Annotated in this window: 24 protein-coding genes and 2 pseudogenes; 16 read left to right on the forward strand and 10 right to left on the reverse strand. The window is 42.5% G+C overall.

Annotation, left to right across the window (positions count from 1 at the left end; translation table 11 throughout):
* The first annotated feature begins 68 nt into the window (after window positions 1–68).
* From AMBT_RS02985 to AMBT_RS03025, 9 genes are all read left to right on the forward strand, one after another.
* Window positions 69–1289 carry an MFS transporter gene (locus tag AMBT_RS02985; protein WP_083820178.1) on the forward strand — a complete coding sequence of 407 codons (1221 nt, stop codon included), beginning with the start codon at window positions 69–71 and terminating at the stop codon, window positions 1287–1289.
* 132 nt (window positions 1290–1421) lie between these two features.
* Window positions 1422–2903 carry a sucrose phosphorylase gene (gtfA, locus tag AMBT_RS02990; RefSeq protein ID WP_013783102.1) on the forward strand — a complete coding sequence of 494 codons (1482 nt, stop codon included), beginning with the start codon at window positions 1422–1424 and terminating at the stop codon, window positions 2901–2903.
* Between the two features lie 281 nt (window positions 2904–3184).
* Window positions 3185–4000, forward strand: coding sequence for a DUF8812 domain-containing protein (locus tag AMBT_RS02995; protein WP_013783103.1), 816 nt, complete (start codon window positions 3185–3187; stop codon window positions 3998–4000).
* A complete protein-coding gene (locus tag AMBT_RS03000) occupies window positions 4000–4299 on the forward strand; it encodes a hypothetical protein (protein ID WP_013783104.1) in 300 nt (99 codons plus the stop codon). Before AMBT_RS02995 ends, AMBT_RS03000 begins: the two co-directional genes overlap by 1 nt.
* Window positions 4300–4316: 17 nt before the next feature.
* The gene (locus AMBT_RS03005; RefSeq protein ID WP_126871590.1) at window positions 4317–4667 is read left to right on the forward strand and encodes a hypothetical protein; all 351 of its coding nucleotides are present in this window, start codon (window positions 4317–4319) and stop codon (window positions 4665–4667) included.
* A gap of 2 nt (window positions 4668–4669) precedes the next feature.
* Window positions 4670–6346 carry a peptidoglycan-binding domain-containing protein gene (locus AMBT_RS03010; RefSeq protein ID WP_013783106.1) on the forward strand — a complete coding sequence of 559 codons (1677 nt, stop codon included), beginning with the start codon at window positions 4670–4672 and terminating at the stop codon, window positions 6344–6346.
* Window positions 6347–6552: 206 nt separating this feature from the next.
* Entirely contained in the window at window positions 6553–7602 is a 1050-nt protein-coding gene (locus AMBT_RS03015; RefSeq protein WP_013783107.1) for a YHYH protein, read from the forward strand.
* Window positions 7603–7617: 15 nt separating this feature from the next.
* Window positions 7618–8112: a hypothetical protein gene (locus AMBT_RS03020; RefSeq protein ID WP_013783108.1), complete on the forward strand. Its 495-nt coding sequence runs from the start codon at window positions 7618–7620 to the stop codon at window positions 8110–8112.
* A gap of 221 nt (window positions 8113–8333) precedes the next feature.
* Complete coding sequence (locus tag AMBT_RS03025) at window positions 8334–9227, forward strand: aq_1923 C-terminal domain (protein ID WP_013783109.1); 894 nt, start codon at window positions 8334–8336, stop codon at window positions 9225–9227.
* A 66-nt stretch (window positions 9228–9293) separates the two neighbouring features.
* Here AMBT_RS03025 and AMBT_RS03030 read toward each other — a convergent pair whose 3' ends face one another.
* Window positions 9294–10061, reverse strand: a complete 768-nt coding sequence (locus tag AMBT_RS03030) for a glutathione S-transferase (protein ID WP_013783110.1) — start codon at window positions 10059–10061, stop codon at window positions 9294–9296.
* Window positions 10062–10169: 108 nt separating this feature from the next.
* On the opposite strand from AMBT_RS03030, the gene AMBT_RS03035 reads away from it, so the two are divergent.
* Window positions 10170–12554: a peptidase U32 family protein gene (locus tag AMBT_RS03035; protein ID WP_013783111.1), complete on the forward strand. Its 2385-nt coding sequence runs from the start codon at window positions 10170–10172 to the stop codon at window positions 12552–12554.
* A gap of 72 nt (window positions 12555–12626) precedes the next feature.
* Here the strand turns inward: AMBT_RS03035 and AMBT_RS03040 are convergent, their stop codons facing one another.
* The 3 genes and pseudogenes from AMBT_RS03040 to AMBT_RS03050 all read right to left on the reverse strand — a co-directional run bounded on the left by AMBT_RS03040 (window position 12627) and on the right by AMBT_RS03050 (window position 16079).
* The gene (locus AMBT_RS03040) at window positions 12627–13199 is read right to left on the reverse strand and encodes an acyl-CoA thioesterase (protein ID WP_013783112.1); all 573 of its coding nucleotides are present in this window, start codon (window positions 13197–13199) and stop codon (window positions 12627–12629) included.
* A gap of 119 nt (window positions 13200–13318) precedes the next feature.
* Window positions 13319–13822, reverse strand: a pseudogene (locus tag AMBT_RS03045) (cupin domain-containing protein); the annotation flags it as partial.
* Window positions 13823–14105: 283 nt separating this feature from the next.
* Window positions 14106–16079, reverse strand: coding sequence for a class I adenylate cyclase (locus tag AMBT_RS03050; RefSeq protein ID WP_041452481.1), 1974 nt, complete (start codon window positions 16077–16079; stop codon window positions 14106–14108).
* Between the two features lie 221 nt (window positions 16080–16300).
* On the opposite strand from AMBT_RS03050, the gene AMBT_RS03055 reads away from it, so the two are divergent.
* Window positions 16301–16957, forward strand: a complete 657-nt coding sequence (locus tag AMBT_RS03055; protein WP_013783115.1) for an NAD(P)H-dependent oxidoreductase — start codon at window positions 16301–16303, stop codon at window positions 16955–16957.
* 5 nt (window positions 16958–16962) lie between these two features.
* On the opposite strand, the gene AMBT_RS22335 is transcribed toward AMBT_RS03055, so the two are convergent.
* Together AMBT_RS22335 and AMBT_RS22340 are read right to left on the reverse strand one after the other, a co-directional pair.
* Window positions 16963–18162, reverse strand: a complete 1200-nt coding sequence (locus tag AMBT_RS22335) for a GGDEF domain-containing protein (RefSeq protein WP_013783116.1) — start codon at window positions 18160–18162, stop codon at window positions 16963–16965.
* A complete protein-coding gene (locus AMBT_RS22340; RefSeq protein ID WP_158306758.1) occupies window positions 18156–19220 on the reverse strand; it encodes a tetratricopeptide repeat protein in 1065 nt (354 codons plus the stop codon). The genes AMBT_RS22335 and AMBT_RS22340 overlap by 7 nt, the downstream gene beginning before the upstream one ends.
* 278 nt (window positions 19221–19498) lie before the next feature.
* Here AMBT_RS22340 and gloA point away from each other — a divergent pair, with 278 nt between their 5' ends.
* Complete coding sequence (gene gloA, locus AMBT_RS03070; protein ID WP_013783118.1) at window positions 19499–20047, forward strand: lactoylglutathione lyase; 549 nt, start codon at window positions 19499–19501, stop codon at window positions 20045–20047.
* A 30-nt stretch (window positions 20048–20077) separates the two neighbouring features.
* On the opposite strand, the pseudogene AMBT_RS03075 reads toward gloA, so the two are convergent.
* The 3 genes and pseudogenes from AMBT_RS03075 to AMBT_RS03085 form a co-directional block, all read right to left on the reverse strand.
* Window positions 20078–20666 (reverse strand): annotated as a pseudogene (locus AMBT_RS03075) (hypothetical protein).
* Window positions 20667–20781: 115 nt separating this feature from the next.
* A complete protein-coding gene (locus AMBT_RS03080) occupies window positions 20782–21345 on the reverse strand; it encodes a YceB family lipoprotein (RefSeq protein WP_013783119.1) in 564 nt (187 codons plus the stop codon).
* 108 nt (window positions 21346–21453) lie between these two features.
* Complete coding sequence (locus AMBT_RS03085) at window positions 21454–22023, reverse strand: DUF4136 domain-containing protein (RefSeq protein ID WP_013783120.1); 570 nt, start codon at window positions 22021–22023, stop codon at window positions 21454–21456.
* Between the two features lie 202 nt (window positions 22024–22225).
* Here AMBT_RS03085 and AMBT_RS03090 point away from each other — a divergent pair, with 202 nt between their 5' ends.
* The 3 genes from AMBT_RS03090 (at window position 22226) to AMBT_RS03100 (ending at window position 24745) form a co-directional block, all read left to right on the forward strand.
* Window positions 22226–22825 carry a YehS family protein gene (locus tag AMBT_RS03090; RefSeq protein WP_013783121.1) on the forward strand — a complete coding sequence of 200 codons (600 nt, stop codon included), beginning with the start codon at window positions 22226–22228 and terminating at the stop codon, window positions 22823–22825.
* Between the two features lie 120 nt (window positions 22826–22945).
* Window positions 22946–24157 carry a cell division protein ZapE gene (gene zapE / locus AMBT_RS03095; RefSeq protein WP_013783122.1) on the forward strand — a complete coding sequence of 404 codons (1212 nt, stop codon included), beginning with the start codon at window positions 22946–22948 and terminating at the stop codon, window positions 24155–24157.
* Between the two features lie 240 nt (window positions 24158–24397).
* On the forward strand, window positions 24398–24745 hold the full coding sequence (locus tag AMBT_RS03100) for a DUF3718 domain-containing protein (RefSeq protein ID WP_158306759.1): 348 nt from the start codon (window positions 24398–24400) through the stop codon (window positions 24743–24745).
* A 156-nt stretch (window positions 24746–24901) separates the two neighbouring features.
* Here AMBT_RS03100 and AMBT_RS03105 read toward each other — a convergent pair whose 3' ends face one another.
* Window positions 24902–25549 carry a peroxiredoxin-like family protein gene (locus AMBT_RS03105; protein WP_013783124.1) on the reverse strand — a complete coding sequence of 216 codons (648 nt, stop codon included), beginning with the start codon at window positions 25547–25549 and terminating at the stop codon, window positions 24902–24904.
* A 266-nt stretch (window positions 25550–25815) separates the two neighbouring features.
* Here AMBT_RS03105 and AMBT_RS03110 point away from each other — a divergent pair, with 266 nt between their 5' ends.
* Window positions 25816–26727, forward strand: coding sequence for a dienelactone hydrolase family protein (locus tag AMBT_RS03110; protein WP_013783125.1), 912 nt, complete (start codon window positions 25816–25818; stop codon window positions 26725–26727).
* Window positions 26728–26758 lie beyond the last annotated feature (31 nt).

The raw sequence follows: 26758 nt of genomic DNA on the forward strand, positions 1-26758 counted from the left end.
AAATCTTCATGTCTACTAACCAAACGAGCGAGCATAACTACGGGTTAATTCGCTGGTTAACCTATTTGATGTTTATGATGTTTGCGATGACATCCGACTCGGTAGGTGAAATCATTAAAGAAGTAAAAATTGAGTTTGCAGTGACCAATACGCAAGCGAGTCTAATGCACTCTTTGTTCATGATTGGTATCGCATTTTCTGGGCTATTTCTTGGCTTTTTGGCCGATAAATTTGGTCGTAAAAAAACGCTAATCTTGGGCTTAGCTTTATTCGCGATTTCTTGCTATCTGTTTATGGTAGGCAGTACCTTTGCGTTTATTCTAAGTTTGGTAACCTTGTCCGGCTTGGCTGTTGGGGTGTTTAAAACCGCTGCACTTGCCTTAATCGGCGATATTTCACGCTCAACTAAAGAACATACTGGCACCATGAACGGTGCTGAAGCATTCTTTGGTGTGGGCGCAATAATAGGTCCCATTTTGGTCGCTTGGTTGATAACCCAAGGTGTGCACTGGACTTGGCTATACGTGATTGCAGGTGGTTTATGCACCGTGCTCATTTGCATGGCTCTGATGGTTGAATATCCACAAAGCAAGGCGATAAAAGAAAAGCCTACTAATCTTGTCGATAGCCTAAAACTGCTTAAAGATCCCTACGCACTAGGTTTCTCTTTTGGTGCGTTTCTTTATGTTGCGGCCGAAAGTGCAATTTATGTGTGGATGCCAAGCTACTTAATTTGTGACGCAAACTCGGCATCAGATATTTACAGCTGCTACGCCAATGAATCTACCCAAACACTTGCCATTTACGCCGTTTCCGTATTTTTCGCGTTGCGTGCGGTAGGTCGGTTTGTCGGTATTTGGATGATGCAGCACTTCGAGTGGACCAAAGTGCTTCTGTTATTTAGTTTCATGATAATGATGTGCTTTGTGGTTGGCTTAATAGCAGGCCAAACGCTAGCCGTTTTCCTTTTTCCATTAAGCGGCATATTTATGTCAGTCATTTATCCTACTTTTAATTCCAAAGGCATTAGCTGCTTCGAGAAGCGACAGCACGGTTCAGTGGCGGGGGTTATTTTATTCTTTACTGCGGCGGGTGCTGCGGCTGGGCCTTTTATTATGGGGGTGGTAAGTGATGCCAATGGCGGCGATGCCAAGTATGGATTTGTCGTAGCCACGGGCTTTTCTATTTTGTTGTTCCTAGGCTTACTTTACAACGCTATTGCTCAGCCAACACGAGAGCGTCTCGCCATGATTGAGAAACGAGAATATGGAGTGCCTCAACACACCTAGCCAGAGCATTATCAAGTTCCACTATTTACATTAAATCAATGCAGTGCTTCTTGTTGCTATAGGAAACACTGCAAATCTTCGGTGCATTTTTGCTTTTTAATAAGGCGCACCCCCGTTATTTGGAGAATTTTCATGCCTTTACGCAATGGCGTTCAACTTATTACCTATGCAGACCGTTTAGGTAAGGGAAATATGACAGGCCTCAACACGCTGCTAAGCACCACGTTGAAAGGGCTATTTACGGGCGTTCATATTTTACCTTTCTATTACCCCTTCGATGGTGAAGATGCAGGTTTTGATCCTATCGATCACACTACCGTTGATTCGCGCTTGGGCAGCTGGGCCGATGTGAAACAGATTGGTGAGTCGATGAATATTATGGCAGACCTAATAGTGAATCATATGTCTGCGCAAAGTGAGCCGTTTTTAGATGTGATTAAAAATGGACGAGAGTCTCAGTACTGGCCGCTATTTTTAACAAAACAATCTGTATTTAGCGAAGATGATGCGGCTAATATTGCCAATATCGGAAAGGTATTTAGGCCTCGCCCTACGCCATTTTTCTCTGAGTATGAGCTAGATAACAAAGAGGTTGTGCCTTTCTGGACAACGTTCACCGCCAATCAAATCGATATTGATGTTGAGTCTGACTTGGGTAAAGCATACCTAGAATCAATCCTAGAAGCTTTTACACAAAGTAATGTCGATTTAATTCGTTTAGATGCAGCAGGTTATGCCATTAAACGCGCTGGCACTAACTGTTTCATGTTAGAAGAAACCTTTGAGTTTATCGAAGCATTAAGCAAGCGTGCACACGCGATGGGCATTCAAAGCTTGGTTGAAATTCACAGCCATTTTGAAACTCAGATTGCTATTGCGTCTCGTTGTGACAGCGTTTACGACTTTGCGCTTCCACCATTGGTATTGCACACCCTATTTAGCAAAGACGCATCTGCCTTGGCGCATTGGTTGTCTATTTCCCCTCGCAATTGCTTCACCGTACTAGATACCCATGATGGAATTGGTATTGTTGATGTAGGAGCCAGCGGTGATAAGCCAGGGCTTTTAACTAACTCGCAAATCGATAATTTGGTAGAAACCATTCATGTTAACTCGAATGGAGAGTCGAGAAAGGCCACTGGGGAAGCTGCAAGTAATGTCGACCTGTATCAAATTAACTGCACTTATTATGATGCACTAGGAAAAGACGACTATAAATACTTGCTTGCGCGTGCGATACAGTTTTTCAGTCCAGGGGTACCACAAGTATATTATGCTGGGATGCTAGGGGCGACTAACGACATGGAACTGCTAGCGAAAACCAATGTGGGTCGTGATATCAATAGACCTTATTTAAGTGAGAGCGATATTGATGAAGCCCTCGCTAAGCCAGTGGTAAAAGGCCTAATTGAATTAATTCATATTCGCAACGATACCAATGCGTTTAACGGCGATTTCTCTGTTACTGAAGATGCAGGTACTTTGTTATTAGTCTGGACGTTAGGTGAAGACCGCGCCGAATTACGGATAGAAATGAGCACGCTTGATGCAACTATCACATTGCTAGAAGGCGGACTTAAATCCGCCCTATCTTTAGCAAAATTTACGGCATAGTCTTTGTTCTAGCCCGAACAAAGTCAAAACACCCGGTAGTGATTTCTTTTATTTAATCGAAGTCACTACCGATTATTCATATTAAATTCAGCATGTTACCCTCATAAATAAACGCATAGCCCTATCCTTTTAACGCTACGTCTATCATTCTCTTCAGATAACACTCAAAATTGAAATCGAATTGGTTGTATTTTGTACAAATAATGTTAAGTTAATATTTATTAGTTCAAATAATAACCATCGAAATGAAGTATGTTTCAAGGTTGCATGGACACAACCCAATGCACTTCACCACTTCAGAGCGACTAAAACGAATTCAACAACACTTAGGTGTGTCACCTGATGGTGTACTTGGTGGCGAAACCCTTTCAGCCCTTGAAAAGCGGTTACTTCCCATCGCAGAGCGCCTAACCCAAGTTACATCAACAACAACGCCAGCCAACTCAGATGAAATAAGCCTTACGCTTTCACAAAAGGGTATAAACCTCATTGTGCAACATGAGATCAGTTCAAAGCAATATTATGAGAAACGGCTTACCCGTCCAACATGGCCTAAAGGTGAGTCTGGGATCACAATCGGTATTGGCTACGATTTAGGTTACGCGAGTAAGAGTCAATTTCAATCAGACTGGCAGTCTCTCCTTAGTACCTTTGATATGGTGAAACTTACCCGGGTATGCGGCCTGAAGGGGCAAGCAGCTAAAATTCATGTCTCCTCTTTACGTTCTGTCACTGTGCCCTTCGATGCCGCGAAGCATGTATTTGTGCACTCATCACTGCCGAAATATGCACAAAAAACAAAATCTACTTTCCCTGGTGTCGAGTACTTGAATGCTGATGCTCAAGCTGCCTTGGTATCGTTAGTATATAACCGTGGTGGGAGCCTAAAAGGGGATTCACGACGAGAAATGGCTGCCATAAAGCCTTTGGTGGCAAGCAAAGATTATGTTGGCATTGCGCAGCAAATTACGAAGATGAAGCGATTGTGGCAGGGCAGAGGGCTCGATGGTTTGTTACACCGGCGAGACGATGAAGCTAACCTAGTCAGGCATTCAGATAGAAAGTATATCGCTGTCGACCTGGTAAGGGTTGCGTAATGAAAACGCTTCAGAACGATTTACATTTACGGTACGAAGCCTACACCCGAGCACATCAGCGTTTTGCTGAAAGGGGGGAGTTTCGGGTTGAAATCTACCAAGGCAGATTGGAAATCGACAATCAGCATGACTTTAAGCATTTGGCGACTTATCCATTTTCACAGGAAGCGGAAGAAAGCGCAGTAATACCAGCGTCTTTACCCGTATCTATACCAGCAGCTCAGCGCACCGCTTTACCTTTGCTTAACGCGCTGTTCAAAACAAGCTTTGTTAAGGCGATAAAGCTGCTTTTTTATTAATTTATAGAAGGAATTTTATGATGGGAAAGTTCAAAGACGCAATGCAAACCATGGCTGACGGTATTGGTGATTTGTCTAAGCTTGATGTGGTGACATTTCAAGGCTCAGTCACATTGAACGCGACGGATACGGCGCCGTTAAAATTTGATGCCGTGATGTCTTCTGCAATGGGAAACGCCACCGTAGCGGTTAAGGTACTCGCTAGTACTCAAACCAGTATTGATGGTGATATTGTTGCTTTCTACGATAAGGATATCACCGAAGAGCAGCGACTTGCTCATGCTGATTTGGTGCTTGCGGGTGCTGAATCTCGAGCCGCATCTATTGAGTTCGTGAGATCTATCGTAGGGGAAATTGCGGATTTGTAGTGATGGACGACAAGTTTGGCATAATCGACAAGTTAGGCAGAGGGCTTGATGCTTCAATATCTAAGCATTATTTGCCCAACGCCACGTTAGCTTCCGATAACCCTAACAAGACAGATTCTTCTGCCTATATTCGCGCCATAAGAGCGCGTTTAATTGAGCTAGGTTACTTAGGAGAAGGGCATAAATTTGCAAATCGACATAACCCGCAGACTGACCGCATACTGATTAAAAAAATAAAGCAGTTTCAATATGATGCTGGTATTACCCAAGACGGTTGGGCCGGCAAGCTTACATGGCAGGTTTTGGAGTGCCTAGTAAGTTTTGAAAATCAGCAAAGCCCTGCACTATGGGGTACTGTTTGGCGAAATGCTGCTAGCGAGAAACGGAGAAGCTTATGGCAACAATCAATACCAGAAAATCAATACCACGTTTGGTTATTTAAATGTGGGGTACTACAAAACAAAGCCGTGATGCGAGCGGTGTACTGCCGCTTGTACACACTCGGCTTTTTCGCCGATTGGGATAAACATCGTATTCACACCAAAACTATTATCAACCCTAGCGAAAATACCGACTTTCAAAATGCGATTGACCAGTTTTGTGTGTTTGCTAAACAGCTGGAATTAGTGAATAACGCGTGCTCCGGATTGGATATGGATTTACTCAATGCCATGTTTGAATACGATAATATCGTTGCTAGGTTAGGCGACAATACACACTTTGCACCAGCATTTACTGCGTACCCTAACACTATAGAAGCGATAGCCAGAGTAGAGCTTTGGTTGCTCGGTTATGATATTTCCCCGGGGAAAGAACAGACGATTAGAAGGGCTACAAGAAGATTCAAAAAACGCACCTTTATCAGCGTATCTAAAACTCAACTCGCGGTTAAGCAGTTTTATTCTGATTACCCTGTGGTGCGCCTAAGTGATAATGAAAATGATAAAATATATGATGAAAGAAGCGACAATAGACAACCTCTAAATGCTGCTTTAATGGCAGCATTCTCCGCACTTTCTACCAGTGTTGATGTGACTGATAGCGATAATGAAAGTCTAAATGCTTCGGTAAGCCAATTATGGCAAAGTAAAAGTAAGCAAAATGCGTTAAGAGCGCAGTTCAACAAGCTAGCCAATGGTATTTTCGACGGATTAAAGCGAATGGTAAGTTGGCTTTTTGGTGCAGTAAAGCGCGTGCTTGAAAAAACAAAGGAAGTGATTGCGAATATTGCACGTTACATTAGTAAAAAAGCACGCACATGTTACTTGAGTGTGGTGAAAGCGTTCGATATTGTTTATTCAGGCATGTCGTATTTAAAAGGTCATGCATTTCATTATGGGGCACCCTCTAAAACGTGCTTTGCTCATGATAATGACTTTGATCAGTTTTGCTGCATAGACTCAAAAGCGCTGCCCCACCAAATTAGTTTTGATAGAACCCAGTATGGTTTCCAAGCCAAACTCTATGCTGCAGGACTGACGATTGTTGGTCATCTGTTGCGTATAGCGCAGCGAATAGTAAGAACAGTCTCTTCACCCGTTGGATGGCTTTTAGCCCTGCTTTCATTGGCAAATGTTGCTAACGCTATTAAGGCAATAAACCAGCAAATAAGCCTTGTTGAGAAGTATGAACTTGACGTTACACATCGAAAGTCTTTATTTAAAACCCGTATCTCTTAATATCATATATTGTCTTTTACTCGCCTGTTTTTAACTTCCACTTTTTCTCCACATTGTTTCCCTTTCTAATTTAGTAAGGTAGTTGCCCAGTCATTATTTATTGCCTGAATCTGCCCCTGTGCCGGCTAAGTACTTGTTTACCTAGCTGGTTATAGATATGCGGCGGTAAATTGAATTTATGCCCTATATTTTACAAAGGAATTAACGTGAATAACAATCTGCTCAAAATTGCTTTTATTTCACTATCTTTGTTTTTAACTGCCTGTGGCGGTTCAAGCGATTCAAGTACTGAAGTCACCGACAGTAGTGCAAGTGAAGGCTCTGATGATAGTTCAGCCAGTGACGATAGCTCTGATGACGACGCGCAAGATGAGAATGCAGGATTGGATGTGGATGCGACTTTGTTTCTTACTGGAGAAAACGTCAGCATCGATACCGTATCTTGTACCTTGGTGAATGGTACGCAAACGTTGTGCTACGAAATAACATCGAAGCACACGGCAGAAGAGCACGATATGGGCCCCTGGTGCCCAGAGACAATTTACGATACGGCTGAAGAGGGCGGGCTTTGGTTTGATAAAGGTGAAATAAATGACCTAGATGGCGCTTTTATTGAAAACTTGGCCACCTATTATGATGACCCCGGCTTTAAGATGTATGAAGATGACGGCACAGTGCGCCGTATGGAAACCGCCGAGGAGTGCGCCGAGGGTGCAGATCCTAATATTAAAGATAAATATACGAACATGTGTGCTCAGTGTTTGCCTGAGTGGGTAAGTACACAAGTGACCTACCTCATTCCTATTACACCCATTAAGCAAGACGAACCGGTTGAGCTAAGCGATGGCCCTACGTTAGAAGTGGCTGGCGTTGAATACGGACCTTCAGTAAGGGGCTTGGCATTCAATGGTGTTAGATTCGATCATCCCGCCGACATCGATATTATTCTAGCTGGGTATCAAATTGCGCCGGTAGATGATGCAGGTGGGCACGTGAACAACAGCTTGGGTTATCACTATCATGGTGATACCGGAATGACTACACGTATTGAGCAATCGGACGGTCACGCGGCAATGATTGGCTATGCCCTTGATGGTTTTGGTTTGTACGCAAAGTTAGATGACAACGGTAATGAAGCAGAAGATATGGATGAATGCCGGGGGCACAACGATGACACACGTGGCTACCATTACCACGTATTGTCGCTAGAAAGTAATGAGTTCTTAGATTGCTTTTATGGCGCGTGGGCAGAGTAATCCAGCAGGTATATTATGAATGTAGTTAAACAGTCGGTGTTATTTATCACCTTATTATGGTGGTCAATTAGCGTTCATGCCCACGGATTCGATTATTCTGTTGTTAGGTTAACAGAAACAGAAAACCATACGTGGCGCTTAGCCATAACCTCATCATTAGATGCTTTTAGAAAAGAAGTGCGTTTGCACTTCTCCAAAACCCCTTACACTACTCCAGAGGAATTTAACGAGCAGCTTCTTAACCATATTAGCGCCACGTTGAGTATCAACGCAGAACTTAAATCTATTCCACTTGGTGAAGGTACGGTATCTCTTGGGCACGAAACGTCGGTTGTTTTTACCCAAATCAAGCTTCCCAAAAGCGCCAAGCAAGTTGTGCTTACTAACGGCGCAGTAAAAGATATCTACCGTCACACCACTAAGCTAATTGTTACGCCATGGGCTGCAAATAAACAGTCATTTATTTTAAATAAGTCGAACAATTTTACGGCAACTATCCCTATACGTTGAACTGATTGAAGCGCGGCTATAAAAATTGGGCATAACTTTTCGTTAAAATTCGTTACCATGGCCTTATAGCATCGATTTTAGCAGTCAGTTTGATGTACTTATTCATATTGCATCTTCCATCTTGCAGATTCGGTTTCTGTGGGGTGTAAATGGCGTGATATTTGATTAAGCGAAATTTGATTGTGTGAAATTCGGGATAGTGTAAAAGAAAGGACACGTAAATGAGTAAAAACACAAAGCTTGTTGTAGGCGTTTTAGTTGCACTTGGCGTTTGTTATGTAGGAGGAAATGTTTATGCTTCCTCAAAAGCCAAAGACGCAGTAGATGAAATGATCGCCGACCTCCCTGCTACCACCCAGGTTTCTTACGGCGATGTAAGTGCGACTATTTTTGGTGATGTGTCCATTGACGATATTCGCATTGGTGATGCCAGACAGGGAGATATTCTGGTCGATAACATAGCGCTTTCGGGCTTTGAAGCCGAGTTGGAAAATACCACAGAAGGTGAAGTGCATTTTTCGGGAGTTTCTTTTTTAGAATTTAAAGGCCAGGGTGTTGATGATACGCCTGACGATATTCAAGAGATTCTGGTTCACATGCTGATGAAAGAGGGAAAAACGCTAGATCAACGTTTTTCCTTTGAAGTAAATGAAGAAGACAACGAATATCGTATTAAAGAGCTTTCTTTCGATGTAGAAGATGCTGGTCGCGTTTCACTTTCAACCGATCTTTTCACTAAAGCACCGATATCAACAGCCCCCGAGTTAATGGCACAGCATTTAATGGCCGCCATTGAAATTGGCGCGTTTGAGTTTTCGTTAGCAGATGATGGATTAGTAGATAGACTATTTGCTTCTCAAGCTACTGCTGAAAAAGACGGCGATAATTTACGTGATGAAGCGATAGAAGAGTTAAAATTAGCGCTGGAGCAAGCTGAGGAACCAAGACAAATGATATTGGAAGGAATGCTTGCGCTACTTGAAGGCGAGGAGGTCACTCTTTACCGTGATAGTGATGAACCTTTTTCAGTTGTACCTATGATGATGATGTCAGATCCCAATGGCGCATTTGCTACTTTCATGCGAGATGGTAAGTTTAAAATTAATACCAAATAGACAGACTGAAAAATCTATTTAAAAGGCTGTTCTACAACAATAGAACAGCCTTTTTTTGTGCTTCGCTTATGGCTTCCACAGCTCATACTGCGTCATTACTTTATTAAACATAACACTTTGTATATAACTGTTTAGCCACTGCTTTAGGTTAGGGTAGGGCGATTCTCGATACCATTTTCGTTCAACTTTAGAAAATTGGCGAATAAAGGGCAGTAGGGCGATATCTGCTAGGCTTTCTTTTGTGCCAAAAATAAACCGCTTCGATTGTGCATCTTCGAGGCCTTGTTGAGCACTTCCTTCAATGCTATTAGCACCTAAACGCGCTTCTAAATCTTGCAGGTATACTTCACAGGCTTGCCTGCACTCGGTGACATTATTTTCGTGATAACGTTTAGCAGCTTTGTAAGCATTTAACTGTGTTTTGAATTCGTCATCGAATATTTTAATTAATGCCAGCATGGCGGGCAGAGCGTTGGGGTCTTGCTGATGCAGTAGGTCTTCTGGATCGTTTTGATGCAGTGCCCACAGCATCACATCCAAACTTTCATCTATCACGGTATTAGTGCCATCTGAATTTGGCAATACGAGAGTGGGCACCGTACCTTTGGCAGACGCTTCAATCATGGCATCGGGCTTATTGCTTAATACCACTTCACGCACTTCAACGTCTTGCGCCGCTTTAAACAAACCAATTCTTCCGCGCATGGCATAAGGGCAATTACGTAAAGAATAAAGTATGGGGCGCTGCCCACGTATAGGTTCATATTTTTGTGCAATTGCAGGTGCGTTTTTGTGATTAGGTTGTAGCGTAGCAGGTGGCTTTGACGGTGGCATTGGGTGTTTTATCTCCATTTACCGCGATTAATCTGCCGTTATGATATTCATTGGGCAAATATGCAGGTAAAATCCTCGGCATAAAGTTTCCCACAATATAGCATCTACATGAACAGTACTCACACGAATCCGAAAATTGAATTATTAGCCCCAGGTGGCGATGTTGATGCGATTAAAGCCGCCATTATTGCAGGCGCCAATGCGGTGTACTGCGGGTTAGATAATTTTAATGCGCGAAATCGTGCGTCTAATATTTCATTTGATGCGCTGGTGGGCGTTATTCGCTTGGCGCACCAATACGACTGCGAAATCTTTTTAACGTTGAATATCGTTATTCTTGAAAAAGAATTTCCCACTCTTGCAAAGCTACTAAGCAAGTTGGTAAATACCACGCTTGATGGCGTGATTGTGCAAGATATTGGCATGTTCAATCTTATCAAAAAGCATTTTCCTACGCTTGATATTCATGCTTCTACCCAAATGACCACGCATAACATCGGTCAAATCCCTTTCCTTAAAAAACTAGGGGCTTCACGGGTTAATTTGTCGAGAGAATTAAACCTGCGGGAAATTACTGCCATTACCAAAGTAAGCCGCGAACACGACGTGCTAACCGAGGTGTTTGTGCATGGGTCTTTATGTGTGGCGTTCTCAGGGCTATGTTATTCAACCTCTGCGAGTGCCGGAAACTCGGGTAACCGAGGCCGCTGCAGTCAGGCTTGCCGCGAAGAATATGAAACCACCGAATCGGGGCATAATTTTCCGCTAAATATTAAAGACAATTCAGCCTTTTTCGACCTGCCTGCATTGATAGAAGCTGGCGTGTATTCTTTTAAAGTAGAAGGGCGGATAAAAGGCGCAAGTTACGTTCATACCGTTATTGATAGTTTTAGAAAGCAGATAGATGGCTTTTTAGAAACAGGCGAATTGTTAGAAGACGGCGAACGCCTTTATAAGGTTTTCAACCGAGACTTTTCTAACGCGTTCTTACGTGGCGATTTGAATCAATCGATGTTTATTGATAATCCACGTGATAACTCAAAAAATCATGCCATTGAAAAAGCGGTTCAAACGGAAAGCGCAAATGATGCGTCGGCGAAAGACGTTAATCGTATTTCAGTGGTGCAAATACAAGAAGTGAAGCAAACTCTTTATCAAGAAAAGAACGAGCTACACGACTTGGTAAGAGAGAAAATTCAATACTTATCTATTGATAAAATACCTACAACACTAGTGTTTTCAGGTGAAGAGGGAAGTTGCTTAACCCTGACTATCAAATCCCATGGGTTAGCAGCAGGCAACTCTTCTAATACTGAAGATGTTCAAGGCGAGTCTGGTAAGGACAGTATCAACACCATTGCTCCTAAAACCATTACGCTACGTTCTGAAGGTGTGTTGTCTAAAAGCGAGAAAAACGCGCTAGACGAAACCTTGTTAGAGAAGCGTTTTAGAAGTTTAGGCACAGGCGAATATGGCATCGCCGACCTTGATGTCACACAATTAGGTACAGGCCTTAGTTTGCCGTTTCGCGATGTAACGGCGCTTAAAAACGAAGCCATGAAGCAGCTTAACGGTGAACAGTCGTTAATACCTGAAGTGATATTACCAAAACTCACGAGTTACCCTAAAAGCGAAGCCGATAAACAGCCCGCGCTTTCGTTGCTAATCTGTGATGAGGCAGACGTGCATTTAGCTGATGAGACGGATGCTGATATCTACTTTAAGTTGCCAGATGCTTACAAGCGTAATTGCACTAAATATATAGGCTTTTTACAAGACAACCCCCGCTTAATTCCGTGGTTTCCTGCAGTACTTATTGGCAAAGACTACGATGTGGCAGTGAACATTCTTGAACAAGTCATGCCGCCATTAATTATAACCAACAATACCGGTATTGCTTTTAAAGCGAATGAACTGGGTATCAAGTGGATTGCAGGGCCTTTCTTAAATACCACTAACTCGTATGCTTTAATGGCCATGAAAGAAGATTTCGATTGTCACGGTGCGTTTATTTCAAACGAGCTAAACCGCATGCAAATGAAGAACATTGCACGGCCTGAAAACTTCAAACTGTTTTACAGTATTTATCACCCTATTTTGTTGATGACCAGCCGTCAGTGTTTTTTCCAGCAAAGTGTAGGTTGCGAGAAGCCGCGTATCGATAACGGGTGTATGCTCTCTTGTGACAAATCAACCAGCATTACTAATATGAAAGGTATGTCGTTCGCCATCGATAAGCAAAAAGCCGGTTATCCGAGTATTTATAACGAAGACCAGTTTTTAAATATGGAAGTAATGAACGATTTATCTGACTTGTTCGACGGCTTCATGATTGATTTAACCAACATTGGTGCGGGAGACAAAGTATCGCCAGACAAGGTAGCGCTAATTCGCCAATTCGAACAGCTATTAGCCGGTGATAAACAAGTTGAAGACACGCTAAATAGTATGGTGCCAGCGTCAACAGTAAGCCAGTACCACGCAGGATTGTAGGCTAGCGCATACCTGTGTAAGCATTAATAAAAGCCCTTGGTTGTTGCAAAACACCAAGGGCTTTTTTGTATCTTACTCTTGGGTATAAGACGCATCTTTGTCGAAGGTGATGGTGCAGCGCTGTTTATCAAGCAATACAAAGTCTTCTTTTGGAATGAAGTCGTCGTGTTCTTTTTGTATTCTTGCCTGCGCTTCTCGTTTTACTTTATTACGCTTAATCGTTGTGACAAAATGACGCATTTCGTGAGGGTTACTGAGTTCAAGCTCGGGCACTTTTACTGGCACACCGTTGTCGTCTTTAGCCACCATCGTGAAAAAGCTGTTATTGGTATGCTTCACTTTATTGGTCTTGATGTTCTCAGACGTGACTTTAATACCCACCACCAATGAAGTGTTTCCGACGTAATGCACAGTAGCATCTAGCGATAATAGTTCGCCCACTTCCACAGGCTGTAAAAACTCAACGCCATCAACGGTAACCGTAACGCAATAGGCGCCAGCGTGCTTACTGGCACAGGCGTAGGCCACTTTATCCATTAAAGACAAAATAATTCCGCCATGGACTTTTCCACCGAAGTTGGCAAAAGAAGGAACCATTAGCTCAGTTAAGCGTGTTCTTGAAAATGCGACAGTACGTGGGCTCATAGTTAACCTTTATATTGTGATAGTTGATGTAGTTGTAGGGTAGATGGCTATTTAGGGTAAAAGTGTTTTTATCATAAGCGCGCTTAGGTTTGACCTTCGAACAATGCGAGCGACTTCTTTTATCGGGTTAACGATGTAATGAGCTTACTGTGCTGAGGAAATTGCTTAATTAACTCAGCGCGTTCGCCCAACTGCATATCAATATATTCGAAACCAGGCGCTACCGCTTCTCCTATTAGGCCGTAACCATAGGAGCCGGTAGTCAGTATTTTTGACGCCTTCCAGGTTCCGCCTTTTACCACCATTTGCATCTTGTGGCCTTGCGTAGGATCGGGGCCTAATACATGGGTTTCAAGGCTGCCATCTTGGTTAATGAGGTAATACGTAATGGGGTCTCCCATGTGGAAGTAATGCATGATGTCAGAACGATTCATATGAAAATGTCCGATAGGAGATTGGGCACTTAGCAGGTAATAAATAGAGGTCATATTCACTCTATCGCCGTTTTCTGTACTTATTAGCGGCCTGTGATCTGCTTTAAAAGTTTGGCGAAAAAAACCGCCTTCAACGTGGCCGGTTAAATCAAGAGACTCGATGAGTTGTTCTGCGGTGAGTTTTTTATCGAGAGACTTTGCCGATTGAGTAGTGGTAGTAACGTTAGTGCAGGCACTTAGCAGGGTACACAGCAAGGTTACTGACAAAACAAAAGGGAGAACGGATGTTTGGGTTTTAGTTTTTAGCATGGTAGCCCCACAACGTAATACGTAGTTTTGTTTTCTAGCATACCTAGATAAACAAAAAAATATTAGCTTTTTCAGGCTCAAGAGAAGGAATCTTATGGCCAATGTGACTGTTTGGCAATAAAGAGAGGCGCAGAATAGAAGGGGGAGAACACAGGGGACGTGTTTAGTGAATAAGTGAAAAACTCACACCAGTGGATTCTAAAAACTCACCCTGAATGCGAGCCTGCTGATTTCCGCGAGGCACCATGGCATAACAAGGCGGTGCAGGCTCCGTTTCTTCAAGCTCAAACCAGAGTGTATCAAGCACATCTTTTCCGTGGAATAAAAAGGTTTCGCCCCACGACGTGGTATACAACACAGAGACCTCTTCAACGCTCGCCTTTTGCCTGAGCGTGTTGAAATTTACAACAGCTAAGCAGGTTGTAATGCGAGCGCTAGTGAGCAAATTATCTCTTTGCAGCGAAGAGACTTTAATGGGCGGAAAGTAGCGGCAGATATGTTTCAATAAGTCGTTCAAATCCAGTTCGCTTACCTCTGTGGCATTGTAATCAAGGTAGATGGTGGTTTTTGCGTCGATAATACGATTTGCTACGCACCATACAATTAACTCAATAGCAGAGGATGTTTGCGTTATCTTCTGATTTTGCGATATTTTTCCCGACTTGCTGAGTATATCTGTGGCATACACAGTCCAAGTTTCTTGCCCTGTTTTACTGTGCTTTAGCGCCACGGTTACCGTTTCGCAGTAAAGGTTTTCATCAAACGCGCGGCGTAGAAATTCAATTTTGTTCGGTTTCTTGCCATAAAACGTACTCAGTCGACGACCTAGTACGGTCATGTCTTCTTTACTCATGGTTTGTTGTTCAGCACCAAGCTGACTTGAAATACGTCGATAGCATTTCAAAAGAAATCGATGAATTCGTCGGCTTAATTGAACCCGCTCGTGAAACGACCATTCGTGCTGATTATCCAAATGGTAAAGGTCTTGTTTTGTCCACCCCCACTTTTTAGCATAGGCCGCTATTATCTTGCGTTTAAACGTTGAGGTTTCGCCACGTAGCGGCGGTTGGCTGAGTTTGCAATTGCATTTGAGGTATAGGCACTGTTGAAGCAATAACATGTCTTCAGGCTGCCCCTCTTTTTCGTAATGTTCAATAAGTTGGTCGAACATCAGCGCATAAGGGTCGATAACTGCGACTTGTCCAGGTGCTTCGGCACCTCGGTGAACATGCTTTTTAAGCAAGCTGCATAAAGGCTGACCGTGCTCAATATGAGCAAGATAAACTTCTAACTTCGCTATTTTTAGTACCGACTTGAACGGCGAATCCATGGCCTTGCTTAACTGCCATATTGCAGCACCAAACAACTCGCTGGCGTCGAGCTTTTCAAGGTTACCAAGGTCCATAAACCAACTTAAATCTGGAGATCCACCCTCTTCTAGGTGATCTTTTAATGCTGCATATTGCTGATCATTTGTTTTTTCTGGGGTTAACCACCAAAAAGGAGCCTTTCCAGCCACTACAATATTGGTGGTGTAAAACTCAGCTTTAAGAAACAGGGATTGAGCGGAGCCTGCGCTTTCTCCATCGGCAATACCAAAGTCGTTACGTCGCACATTGTCAATTTCAGATAGGAAAAAGTGCACTTCTATACCGAATTTGCGGTCTGCCCAACTTTCAATGGCAGTTAATTTTTCTTGTAGTTTAGTAAGCGATGTTTCTGATAGTTGCTTACCATCGACGCACACCCAATAGTCGAAATCAGAGGTGTCAGTTTGTGCAATGGTGCCAATACTTCCCATAAGCACTAACGCATCAATCGCTCGCTGACGGGGCCACAGAGGCTTGATATCAGAGAGCAAATCACGCTTATCTGGGAAGCATTGCAAAAGTGCATTTTCAACAACATCGCGAAATGAGTAGTTATGAATACCAAAGGGAATATTTTCGCCTTCAATATAACCTGGAAGCTCAGGATGATTTACGTGCAGTAAAAACGGCAGTACATGGAACAACGGCTTGTGCTCAGCAGGCATAAGCATAAGTGCACGTTCTACTCTTGCCTTGTTGTACCTAAGTACACGTAACAGGCGTATTGTTAGATTCTTTTTAATTGATAGAGACTGCTGCTCTGTCATTACTGCTCTTTAGTATCGATAGTGATTTCAAAAATAGCGCGATTTTCTATTGTCTGCCTCCTATTTCTAGTATGGCAGTGAAAAATAGACGTTTAGCCTGCGCTTCCATTATCAAAAATTTGTTTAAACTCATTCAATCATTACTGGGCTTATCGTCTTTAGTATAACTCGTTAAACTTCTCTGCATCTAAAGTATTCGCATTAAATATTAGGAATTAGTTATGTCTAACCAAATTATCAGTGATTTAAACCAGCGTTATACCGTTAAAAAGTACGACAGTAGCAAACGTATTTCTTCAGAAGACTTAACCACTATATTGGAAGCATTAAGGTTATCAGCCTCTTCTATAAACTCTCAACCTTGGAAGTTTGTTGTGGTTGAAAGTGACAGTGCAAAACAGCGCCTACACGACACTTTTGCTAACAAGCACCAGTTCAACCAATTGCATGCAAAAGAAGCATCTCACACAATCTTATTTGCTTACGACCCTAAGTTTACCAAAGAGAAATTTGTTAAACGTGTTGATGCTGAAGTGGCGTCTGGTCACTTACCAGAAGCAATGCGAGACTCGTTTATGGGGGCTTACGCTTTTGCAGAAGCTAATACTGATGAGAACGGCTACAACGGCGCATGGACAAAAGCTCAAGTTTATCTAGCATTTGGAAACTTGCTCCACACTCTAGCCCGCCTTGGTATTGCTTCTACACCGATGGAAGGCGTGGACGCTGACTTGATTGGTGAATTGTTTAGCGAAGAGTTAGACGGACATGTTTGTGAAGTGGCGCTTGCACTTGGCTATGCAGACGAAGAGCAGGACTGGAACCACGGTTTACCTAAAGCACGTTTGCCAATGGAAGATGTGATTACCGTTGTATAGTTACGTTAGTCTTGCGCTCTAGCAAGAGCCTCGCTCCACAAGGTGACCCGATTACGGCCTAATGATTTCGACTTAAATAATGCGAGATCGGCTTGGTCTATAAACTCAGAAGGCGTCGTCGCGTTAAAGCGAATAGATGATACGCCTAAGCTGCAGGTAATCGCGATATCATCAAAGCGACAAACTTGAATAGTTTCTCGCATATTTTCCGCTATACGCATGGCTTGGTGTGAGGAGGTATCTGGCAATACAATGCAGAACTCCTCCCCACCAAACCTTGCAACAATGTCGTTCTGACGAACACACTTTTGTAAAGTTTTAGCAACGCCTCGAAGTACTAAGTCACCGATGGTATGCCCGTAACTATCATTGATAGATTTAAAATAATCGATATCTATCATTATCACGCAATAGTCTTCAGGCTTTGGCTTTCTTGCAAAATCTCGTTCCATTAAATCAAACAGAACGCGGCGATTAAAGCAGTTCGTCAATGGGTCTCGCGTGGCTAAATAGTCGAGTTCCCTGTTGTGTTGTTTCGACAACATAAAGCGACGATAAATTAACAGTATAGCTGCTAAACAAACGGCCAATAACAATGCTAATGCGACACTGGCATATCTATTTTTAGTTAATTCAAGTTCTGAAATGGTGGTGGCTTGCTGGGCTATCTCAATTTCATTGTTCTTTCGGGCCAGTTCAAGTTTATCGAGTTTGTTTTTTTCTCGCAGAGTTTCTAACTCTATTTCTAGTCTTAATGAATGTAGCTTGGCTTTCTCCAGCGCGAGTTCGTTGTTACTGGTGTCTTCTTGAATAACTTCGCTTAAGGCAATTTCTTGTTCAGCGTATTGTAAAGATGCCGCTGTATTGCCTCTACGTTTCTCTGCTAGTCGCAAATAACGATAACTTTCTAACGTATAGGCTTTGTAGCCATTTTTACGTGCTAATGTCAGGGCGCTTTTTAACAGCTTAATAGCCTCTTCCATGTCGGTATCAATGAGCATACCTGCTAATGGAATGAGCGTTTTAATTTGATAAAAATCACTTTCGATCTCTGTGGCTAAAGCCAGTGATTCTTTATAATAATCAAGCGCGCCGGAAACGTTATTTTCGTCTCGTTTGATGTTCGCCAATATTCGCTGGGTTATTGATTGCTTTGCCTTGTCATTGCTATCCCGATAAATATCATCTGCTTTTTGCGCTAACAAGGTTGCCGAAGCATAGTTACCCTTGTTGTAATCGATAATCGCGCTTTCTCTAGCGCGGTAGCAAGGGTTTTAGGCTCAACTTTTTCCTCTGGCAAGCTAATGGACAGCATGTAGAACGAGCGGGCTTGGTCGAATTGTTCCAGCCTAAAATATATATGACCTATCTGATTCGACGTTTTTGCTATGCCCGTCGCATCATTGACCTTCTTATAATACTTATGAGCTTGATGTACATGCTTTAAAGACTGTTCATAGCGGCCTATGTAGCGGTAAATAATCCCTGCTCCCATCAACGCTTTAGCGCGGCCCTCAGCATCATCTATTTGGCCGTGAAGGGCTAAACTTTGTAATGCGTAGTCTAGCGCAAGTACTAAGTTACCAAGGTATCGTTGTGCTTCAGCCAGTGTATTAAAGGTACGTGCCATAGACTTTATTTCATTTAAGTCTGTATATATAGCTAATGCTTTTTCATAATATTCAACGGTTTTTTCTCGGTTTTCTAATCGCTTGTAGGCCTCAGCAATTCTGACGAGGGTTCTTGCGTTTAGTTTCTGAATGTGGCTTTCGTTGACCGTAAGATATTCAATAGCCATCAAATATTGCACAACCGCAATAGTGTATTCTGCCCGTGCGAAATGGTAATCACCTTTGGCTTTTAAGGTAATCCCAATAGGGAAATCTACGCCGTATTGAAAAGCCAATGGCACTAGCGTTGTAATCGCGTTTTCCGCTTTGGTGAATTGTTTATCTTTCACCAATACATCGATATAGCCCACATTCGACGATATATAATTTTCCGTATCGTTGAGCTTTTCGAATATAGCTGACGCGGTAAAAAAATGGTGCTGTGATTTTTTGTATTGATCGGTTCGACTCGTTAGTTTTCCAAGTAGAAAATGCGCTTGTGCTGACGTGCTAACGTCGTCTATTTCTTCCGATATTTTTAGGGCTTGATTAGCCCATATAGTGCTGCGTTTTGGTGAGGAATCTTGTGCTTGTTGTGCCTGGGAAAGTAATGTTTCAGCGCGCTGAAATGAAGCTTCATCCTGAGAAGGCAAGGGGCTAGCCTGCTGCGAACGGGCGGAAGTACAAATGACCAGTAACAGGATCAAAACAAAAAAGCGCATTTACTATGAGTTCGGGTTATGCCAACTGAATAAACAAAGTATAAATGTTCAGGCTTTGTACTAACAGAGAGAATGTGCTGCTATCAAAGGTCCAATAGTCTAAGCCGTTGTACAATAAAACATCTATTGCTGCTTTCATTGTTGCTTATAGCTTTGATTGCCCCCATTTAAAGCACTGACGAAGTCACTTAACTAAGGATACTATTTCAATGAGCCGACATTTTGATAACGCCGAAGGATTGTGTGAAGACAAGGATAAGGCGACAGAAGGGTTTATTTTCAACCAGACCATGCTACGTATTGCCGACCCTGCACGTTCACTCGATTTTTATACACGAGTAATGGGAATGACCTTGCTAAAACGTCTTGACTTTGAAGGGATGAAATTTAGCCTTTATTTCTTAGCAGCGGGTGACGATTTTTCTGATATTAGCAAAGATGACAGTGAGCGAACCGCCCAAACCTTTGGTCGTCCAGCCATGTTAGAACTCACTCATAACTGGGGCGATACCGCAGACACGGTTCATTATCATAATGGCAATAGCGAACCGAAAGGCTTTGGTCATATTGGCTTTCACGTACCGAATCTAGACGCTGCATGTGAAAGGTTTGAAGCGCTAGGTGTCCCTTTCCAAAAACGTCCTAACGATGGTTCGATGAAAGGCATCGCATTTATTAAAGATCCAGATGATTATTGGATTGAAATATTCGATGCTAAGCAAACGGCTAAGGTATGCGCCCCGCATTTAGCTAAGTAGCGTAAGGCGCCCCGTCTTGTAATGCCAAACTTAGTCAGCATAGCCCCATGGTGCCGCAGGTACGGGTATAGGTTGGGTTAAATCAAAATCGACCCGGAACTCTCTGCCTTCTCTAATCAATCGGTAGGTAAAGGTTTCCGGGTAAATAAACATTTGCCAAATATTGGAGCTTGATTGGGGAATGCCACTTTTCGCAAACAAGGCTTTAGAGTAGGCATCGGCGGGAAAAGATTGAACTTGGGGCCAACCAGCATCAAGGGTATGGCCGCCGTACATGGTCGATTCCGAGTAGCTACCATCTTTATGGCGATGATCATGCTTGAGCGACAACCCAGAGCCCGTTTTTGTAATGATCCACGTCCGAGATGCATCCTCACCCACGTGGAAGGGGATATATAACACATCGTCTTTACAGCGCCTGACATGCATAACCAAAGGTTTATCAGTCATGCTGCTAGTGGGCCTGGTTATCAACCGTTACTTTCCCCGCAAACGCTTTACCACACAGCGCGCGTATACTGTCAAAAAAACTATCGTGGCTGGCAATCGACACTAAAGGGGCTGGCTGAATAATAGGGACAGTCGCCATTTTTTCTGCGCTAAAAGCGGTTGCTGGCATTAGTATTGGCGTCATTATTAGCGCTAAGGTGCCCAGTGCGACTAATCGAGGTGCTATTTGAAGCAGTGTTAAGCTAATTTTCATGCGTTACCTTATTATTATTTTTTATTATGGCCTAGTTATTCCAGTTTCTTGGTACTAATTGAACAGCACCCTCAACCACTTTCATGTCTAGCGGTACTTTGCTTAATAGCGCCACTTTAGGGTTATTCATATCTAATTTATAAACAGGGTTAACCGCCAGAAAAGCGTTGAGTAAATTCATCACTTCATTGTTTAATGGTTTTAGATTCCCCTTATAGCTTCCTGCTTCTACGCTTGAGTCGAGTAAATTAAGGTTGCGGAGAAATACGGCTTTTTGCTCACTATCATAGTAAGGGCTGCCTTCAATCTGAAAGGTTAAACGTACCGGATATTTAAAGGCGAAAGCATTAATTTCTGCCCCTGTGTCTAACCCCAGTGATATGACATCGCGGTTATCTGGGCCAATATTTACGCTCACATCATTCACATTGAGCTGTACAGGCAAGCCCATAAGATTAACGTTTTCAGTTAAATTAGGCATTTGCTTGGTAAGCAACGACTGAACTTCAGCATTTGAAAAAGAGAAAACCGCTAAGCCGTTAGTGCTTGCACATCCAGTGAGAAAAAGTGTGATAGCAAATAATATAACTTTCATAAAAAACCTTCTGTATAGAGTTTATAGCCTACGATGAAAACAAGAGAGTGTCTTATAACAAGCAAGCTAACTATTCTCATTATGTCATGTGCCCGACATAAGTGACTTTTATTTTGCTGGAAAGGCTTCAAGTAAATTGGCCACTAACTCGCCAAGTTTATTTTGGATAGTGACTGAATCGGTAGATTCTACTTCTACACTACCCAACGCACTGTAAATAAAGGTATCGCCTCTTACTACGTCGATTTGAAGATTTTGATATTGCGTCACACGCTCACCAATAGGTACGCTGAATATACTGCCAAGAGAGATGCCACCAGAACGCCCAAACACACCCGAGCCTAATCCTAGATTTAACCGCGTGTCATTTTCTTCACTGGCGGTAGAAGGAAGGAAACCTACCAGTACATCTGCCCCTTCTTCTGGCGAGGGCTTGAGCCCCTTGGCGATAAGAGCTCGGCTAATCGCTGATGTAAGTTGGCTTTCTATTTCTGGGTTCAAACTATTAAGTGGTGGTCGAACAAAAAATGTATTGATTTCAGCAAAATTTTGGCTTTCATCAATGTTAATTTGGGGGCCCTTGCTGGCACACCCAGCTAAGAAGCTTACCGCCAATAAGACTAAAATCAGGTAAAAGGGTTTGCTTGCCGTATGTTTACTTTTATTTGTTGGTGTCATAAGTACGCCGAATAAAGAGCTGCTTTAGTAGTTTAAAGAAGAAAACCACCAATTAGGATCGATTTATTACCGTAAATAACACGAATTAAACATAAAGCCGAATCAAATCACGCAAACCCGCGCTTTTAATTCGCGGTCTATTAGCCATTGCGATAAACTACGCCATAATAAATGAGCCACCTCTAGATTAAGACTAAAAACCATGATCCACAATGATGTTCTACGACGCCTACGTTTTGCTTTGGCAATTAACGATACCGCTGCTATCGGTATTTTCAAGTTAGTAGATTACGACATGGATGTAGACTACCTTCATTCAATTATGAAAAAAGAAGGTGAAGAAGGGTATCTACCTTGCAGAGACAAAATCATTTCTTTGTTCTTAGACGGCTTAATCATTAAAAGACGTGGCAAACAAGAAGGTGTTGAGCCTGTTATTTTAAAAGCCGGTGAGCGTTTGAGTAACAACGAAGTGCTTCGAAAAATCCGTATTGCTATGAGCTACAAAGACGAAGACATGATTAACGCGCTTCAAATGGCTGATTTCAGATTAAGCAAGAACGAACTTTCTGCGTTTTTCAGAAAACCCGATCACAGAAACTATAAAGTGGCTGGCGACCAAGTTGTGCGAAATTTATTGCAAGGCATGGTGAAAAAATACCGCCCTGATGCGAAAAAAACAGCGCATACGAAAGAGCAAGTACGCGAGAACGTAAAAGCGGATATGCAGGCCCAAAAAGCGAAAGAGAAAGCGAAAGAGAAAGCCAATAAGCCAAGTTCAGTGTGGGGTAAAACCTCTTAAGCGTAAGCTGGTAATCATCGAGCGTTGCGCTTTGCACTGTGTTCATAGAGTGTAATAGTTTGAAAGTTCAAACATACGCGCAACGCTATCTTCCTCGGCAACAATCATTTAAAAACCTGTATGCAACGGTCCTCACCGCTTACCAAATATCAAGCGTTAGTCGATTCGGGTAAACTTCAAAAAGACCCATCACAAGAACACGCCATTGTATTACTTCAGCAACTGTATCTTTCGTTACAGGGTGCTCACGAAGACGCTTCTCATAAAAGTAAGCAACCACAGAGTAAAGGCATTTATTTGTGGGGCAAGGTAGGGCGGGGCAAAACCTTTTTAATGGACTTGCTAGACGCGTGTTTGCCTAGCGCTTTGTGTAAACGACAACATTTCCATCATTTTATGCAGGATGTGCATAAGCGTCTTACTGAGCTATCCGGTAAGTCTGAGCCCCTGCGCCATATTGCCAAGCAGCTAAGTAAGCAGTACAAGGTTCTGTGCTTTGACGAATTCTTTGTCTCTGATATTGGCGATGCCATGTTACTAGGTAACTTACTGCAGTACATGTTTGAACTTAACATGGTAGTGGTGTGTACCAGCAATTGTGCGCCAAACGAGCTTTATCGAAATGGATTACAGCGCTCACGTTTTTTACCCGCTATCGCGGCCATTGAAGCCCATTTACACGTGCTGCATCTTAATGGTGAACAAGATCATAGAAAGCGTGCTCTTAATTACCTTCAACGTTATTTCGAATTACCTAAGCCATTGCAAGCGCAGGCGGAATTGCATCAAACCCTCCTTCGTCAGTACGACTTAACATTCAATGATGTGGCGTCAAGCGTAACGGTGTTGGGGCGAACTATTAATATCATCGCCCAAAGTGACGCTGATACAAGCAACTCAGGCATAAGCCATAAGGCAGTTTGCTTTGATTTTTCCTCGTTGTGTGAAGGGCCTCGTAGTCACTTTGATTACGTAGAGTTAGCCAAGTTGTACAAAACCATATTAGTGTTCAACGTACCGCCTATGAGTGGCCAGGCATACGAGAGAATTAAAGCGCGGGGCACTGAAGATAATGGTTCGAATATCAACATCGCCTCTGCTGAAACCGGAGAGCGGGAAGTGGTTTTAGCGCCAATGGATGATGCATTACGCCGATTTATTGCATTGGTAGACGAATGTTATGACAGTAAAACTAACTTGGTCATGACGGCTTACGTACCTCAGGATGAGATTTATACTAGCGGCTCACTGATGTTCGAGTTTGAGCGCACTAAAAGCCGGTTGATAGAGATGGCATCAGAAGATTATTTACAATTAGTGTCGAGTTGTTGATGTTGCGGTAATTATTTAAATTACCGTTTTAGTGGGTTACGAAGAAGGTAAATATTGGCATACGAACATGCACTTTTATAAAGGGCTAAAATTTAGTGAGAATGACTATTCAATAGTGTTAATGAGAATGGTTAAAATCCGATAAATACCCTGATTCGGCTTAACTTGTTGATTTTACTTATTTAAAAATATTGGCATTTAGGTTGCAAAATTAACTTCGACTTAACCTAAAGGATGACAATGATGAATACTCTCACTAAAACACTAGCTACAATTACACTTTCTTTATCTACTATTGGTATGGCAAACGCAGCAGATTCTTTATTTGCAGCAGACGAATCAGTATCTTCTAAATTATGTGTTGTTGCAGCACAAGGTAGCAAGATTCAATTGCACAAATCGATTAAAGATTCTGGTTTGAGCAAGCGCTATATTGCTGAAAATGTTACCTGTAACGATCAAAATATTTTAGCCTTTGTACAAGATTATGCTAAAGATCCCGATGAAATGAACAATGCTTTAACCAATGGTAAATTTAATACTAACGTTGAAATTATTGATTTGGCCGCAGCGAATACAAAAAAGTAGTAAGAGGTAAAATTGAAGCCTGAGTATGTCGTTTTTGTTTTTATTGTTGTTGCTCAGCACATAATTTAAAAAAGGTGGCCATGGCCACCTTTTTGCTGTTTTGAATATATCTACCGAGGTCTAGTATCTTACTCTCTAGATTGCAAGCAAATAGGCTTACATACTTTTAAGTGCATCAATAATATCTTGCGGCTCTGAACGAGTTCTATAATCAACATCCACATAACGCCAGGTTACGTCGCCATTTTGATTGAGCACAAAGGTTGCTGGAATAGGCAGAATGTTACCATTACCGTTGTTGATGGTTTCTAGATCGAGTTGCCTATCATTTTTCATGTGCTCAATGAGAAATTCAGGCACTTCCCATGCTACGCCGTACTGGCCTGCAACTTTGGCACTTTGATCTGACAATACGATAAAATCCATCTTGCTAATTTCATCTTCACTGAGCGAATCATCGGGCACCTGCGGGCTTATAGCCACTAACGTTGCCCCTAGACTTTTAATATCGTCTAATCGAGACTGTAGGGCACGAAGCTGCAAATTACAGTACGGACACCAACTCCCGCGATAAAAAGTGACTACAACAGGCCCTTGGTTTAATAGAGAAGTGAGTGAAACAGTATTCAATTTTGCATCTGGCAGCGTGAACTCAGGTGCTTTATCACCCAATGCCAATGCATCACTGCCTTGCTGAAACGATTTAGCTTTTGCTATTTCTGCATCAACCCCTTTCATGAAATCTGGGTTGCCTTTACGGCCAGCTTCAACCTTCGCTTCAGTTTGTTCTTTTAACGTTGCCATACAAGCCTCATGGTTTACTACATCATAATGACGTATCAAAATAGTGATATTGGAGTAAAGTTAACGCCTTCCTAGTAGTAATGAAACCTATTTGCACTACATTTACGACTACCTTCGCCATAAATGCGGTACGGCGCAAAAGTGCGCCTGTTTTCATAATATATTGGATATTAGTCGGATATTAGTCTGGACACCCACACTTATTTAGTTATTAACTAGCAGTTCACTTACCGAGCATTACCACTTTGTGTCATTAAGGATTAACTATGAGCCTTCAGCAGGAAAACAAAGCCATTCCACAAGAAGCTTTCGATTGGTACGACGCTTATGCCCACGGTGGCATGGACAGACGCACATTCATGACCAAACTCACAGGATTAGTTGCCCTTGGCTATTCCATGTCCTTCTTAACCTCGTCATTACTGCCTAATTACGCGTTGGCTGAACAAATATCCTTTAACGATCCCGACATAACCGCAATCTACGAAACCTTTCCTTCACCCCATGGACACGGCGAAGGTAAGGGATATTTAGTGGTCCCAAATGCTTTAACCCAAAATGAAACCACGCAAAAAAAAGCGCCAGTAGTATTGGTAATACACGAAAATCGTGGATTAAACCCTTACGTTAAAGATGTAGCCAGAAGGCTTGCGAAGGCAGGTTTTATCGCGTTTGCTCCCGATGCTTTATTTCCGTTAGGCGGTTATCCGGGTAACGATGACGAAGGGCGCGCGATGCAGCGTAGTCTAGAGCGTTCAAAAATAGAGCATGATTTTGTTGCCGCCGCTGAATTTATCAAAGCGCACGAATTGTCTAATGGAAAATTAGGCGCTGTGGGGTTTTGTTTTGGTGGTTACATGGTGAATTACCTAGCTGCCGTCGATAGCGACCTTATAGATGCAGGTGTTCCTTTTTACGGTACGCCAGCAGCCAAAGAGTTACGTAAAAATATTGAGGCGCCTTTACTTATTCAACTTGGTGAATTAGATGAGCGAGTAAATGCAACTTGGCCAGGATACGAAGAAGATTTGAAAGCAAATAATGTGTCGTATGAAATGCACATGTATAAAAACGCGAATCATGGTTTTCATAATGATTCTACTGGGCGGTTTGACAAAGACAATGCTGAGCTAGCATGGTCTAGAACCATTGCATTTTTTAACGCTAAGTTGGCGTAAACTAACTATTTTACTTAAGCATTACAGCAGA

The organism is Alteromonas naphthalenivorans (assembly GCF_000213655.1).
GTDB lineage: Bacteria > Pseudomonadota > Gammaproteobacteria > Enterobacterales > Alteromonadaceae > Alteromonas > Alteromonas naphthalenivorans.

Bases quoted from the DNA above. Each gene is read 5' to 3' on its own strand.
- zapE (WP_013783122.1), top strand. From the start codon at position 22,946: ATGCAACGGTCCTCACCGCTTACCAAATATCAAGCGTTAGTCGATTCG.
- AMBT_RS03090 (WP_013783121.1), top strand. From the start codon at position 22,226: ATGATCCACAATGATGTTCTACGACGCCTACGTTTTGCTTTGGCAATT.
- AMBT_RS02995 (WP_013783103.1), top strand. From the start codon at position 3,185: ATGCACTTCACCACTTCAGAGCGACTAAAACGAATTCAACAACACTTA.
- AMBT_RS03055 (WP_013783115.1), top strand. From the start codon at position 16,301: ATGTCTAACCAAATTATCAGTGATTTAAACCAGCGTTATACCGTTAAA.
- AMBT_RS03080 (WP_013783119.1), bottom strand. From the start codon at position 21,345: ATGAAAGTTATATTATTTGCTATCACACTTTTTCTCACTGGATGTGCA.
- gtfA (WP_013783102.1), top strand. From the start codon at position 1,422: ATGCCTTTACGCAATGGCGTTCAACTTATTACCTATGCAGACCGTTTA.
- AMBT_RS03005 (WP_126871590.1), top strand. From the start codon at position 4,317: ATGATGGGAAAGTTCAAAGACGCAATGCAAACCATGGCTGACGGTATT.
- AMBT_RS03030 (WP_013783110.1), bottom strand. From the start codon at position 10,061: ATGCCACCGTCAAAGCCACCTGCTACGCTACAACCTAATCACAAAAAC.
- AMBT_RS03020 (WP_013783108.1), top strand. From the start codon at position 7,618: ATGAATGTAGTTAAACAGTCGGTGTTATTTATCACCTTATTATGGTGG.
- AMBT_RS03105 (WP_013783124.1), bottom strand. From the start codon at position 25,549: ATGGCAACGTTAAAAGAACAAACTGAAGCGAAGGTTGAAGCTGGCCGT.
- AMBT_RS03040 (WP_013783112.1), bottom strand. From the start codon at position 13,199: ATGAGCCCACGTACTGTCGCATTTTCAAGAACACGCTTAACTGAGCTA.
- gloA (WP_013783118.1), top strand. From the start codon at position 19,499: ATGAGCCGACATTTTGATAACGCCGAAGGATTGTGTGAAGACAAGGAT.
- AMBT_RS03010 (WP_013783106.1), top strand. From the start codon at position 4,670: ATGGACGACAAGTTTGGCATAATCGACAAGTTAGGCAGAGGGCTTGAT.
- AMBT_RS03050 (WP_041452481.1), bottom strand. From the start codon at position 16,079: ATGACAGAGCAGCAGTCTCTATCAATTAAAAAGAATCTAACAATACGC.
- AMBT_RS03000 (WP_013783104.1), top strand. From the start codon at position 4,000: ATGAAAACGCTTCAGAACGATTTACATTTACGGTACGAAGCCTACACC.
- AMBT_RS03110 (WP_013783125.1), top strand. From the start codon at position 25,816: ATGAGCCTTCAGCAGGAAAACAAAGCCATTCCACAAGAAGCTTTCGAT.
- AMBT_RS03025 (WP_013783109.1), top strand. From the start codon at position 8,334: ATGAGTAAAAACACAAAGCTTGTTGTAGGCGTTTTAGTTGCACTTGGC.
- AMBT_RS03085 (WP_013783120.1), bottom strand. From the start codon at position 22,023: ATGACACCAACAAATAAAAGTAAACATACGGCAAGCAAACCCTTTTAC.
- AMBT_RS03035 (WP_013783111.1), top strand. From the start codon at position 10,170: ATGAACAGTACTCACACGAATCCGAAAATTGAATTATTAGCCCCAGGT.
- AMBT_RS02985 (WP_083820178.1), top strand. From the start codon at position 69: ATGTTTATGATGTTTGCGATGACATCCGACTCGGTAGGTGAAATCATT.
- AMBT_RS03100 (WP_158306759.1), top strand. From the start codon at position 24,398: ATGATGAATACTCTCACTAAAACACTAGCTACAATTACACTTTCTTTA.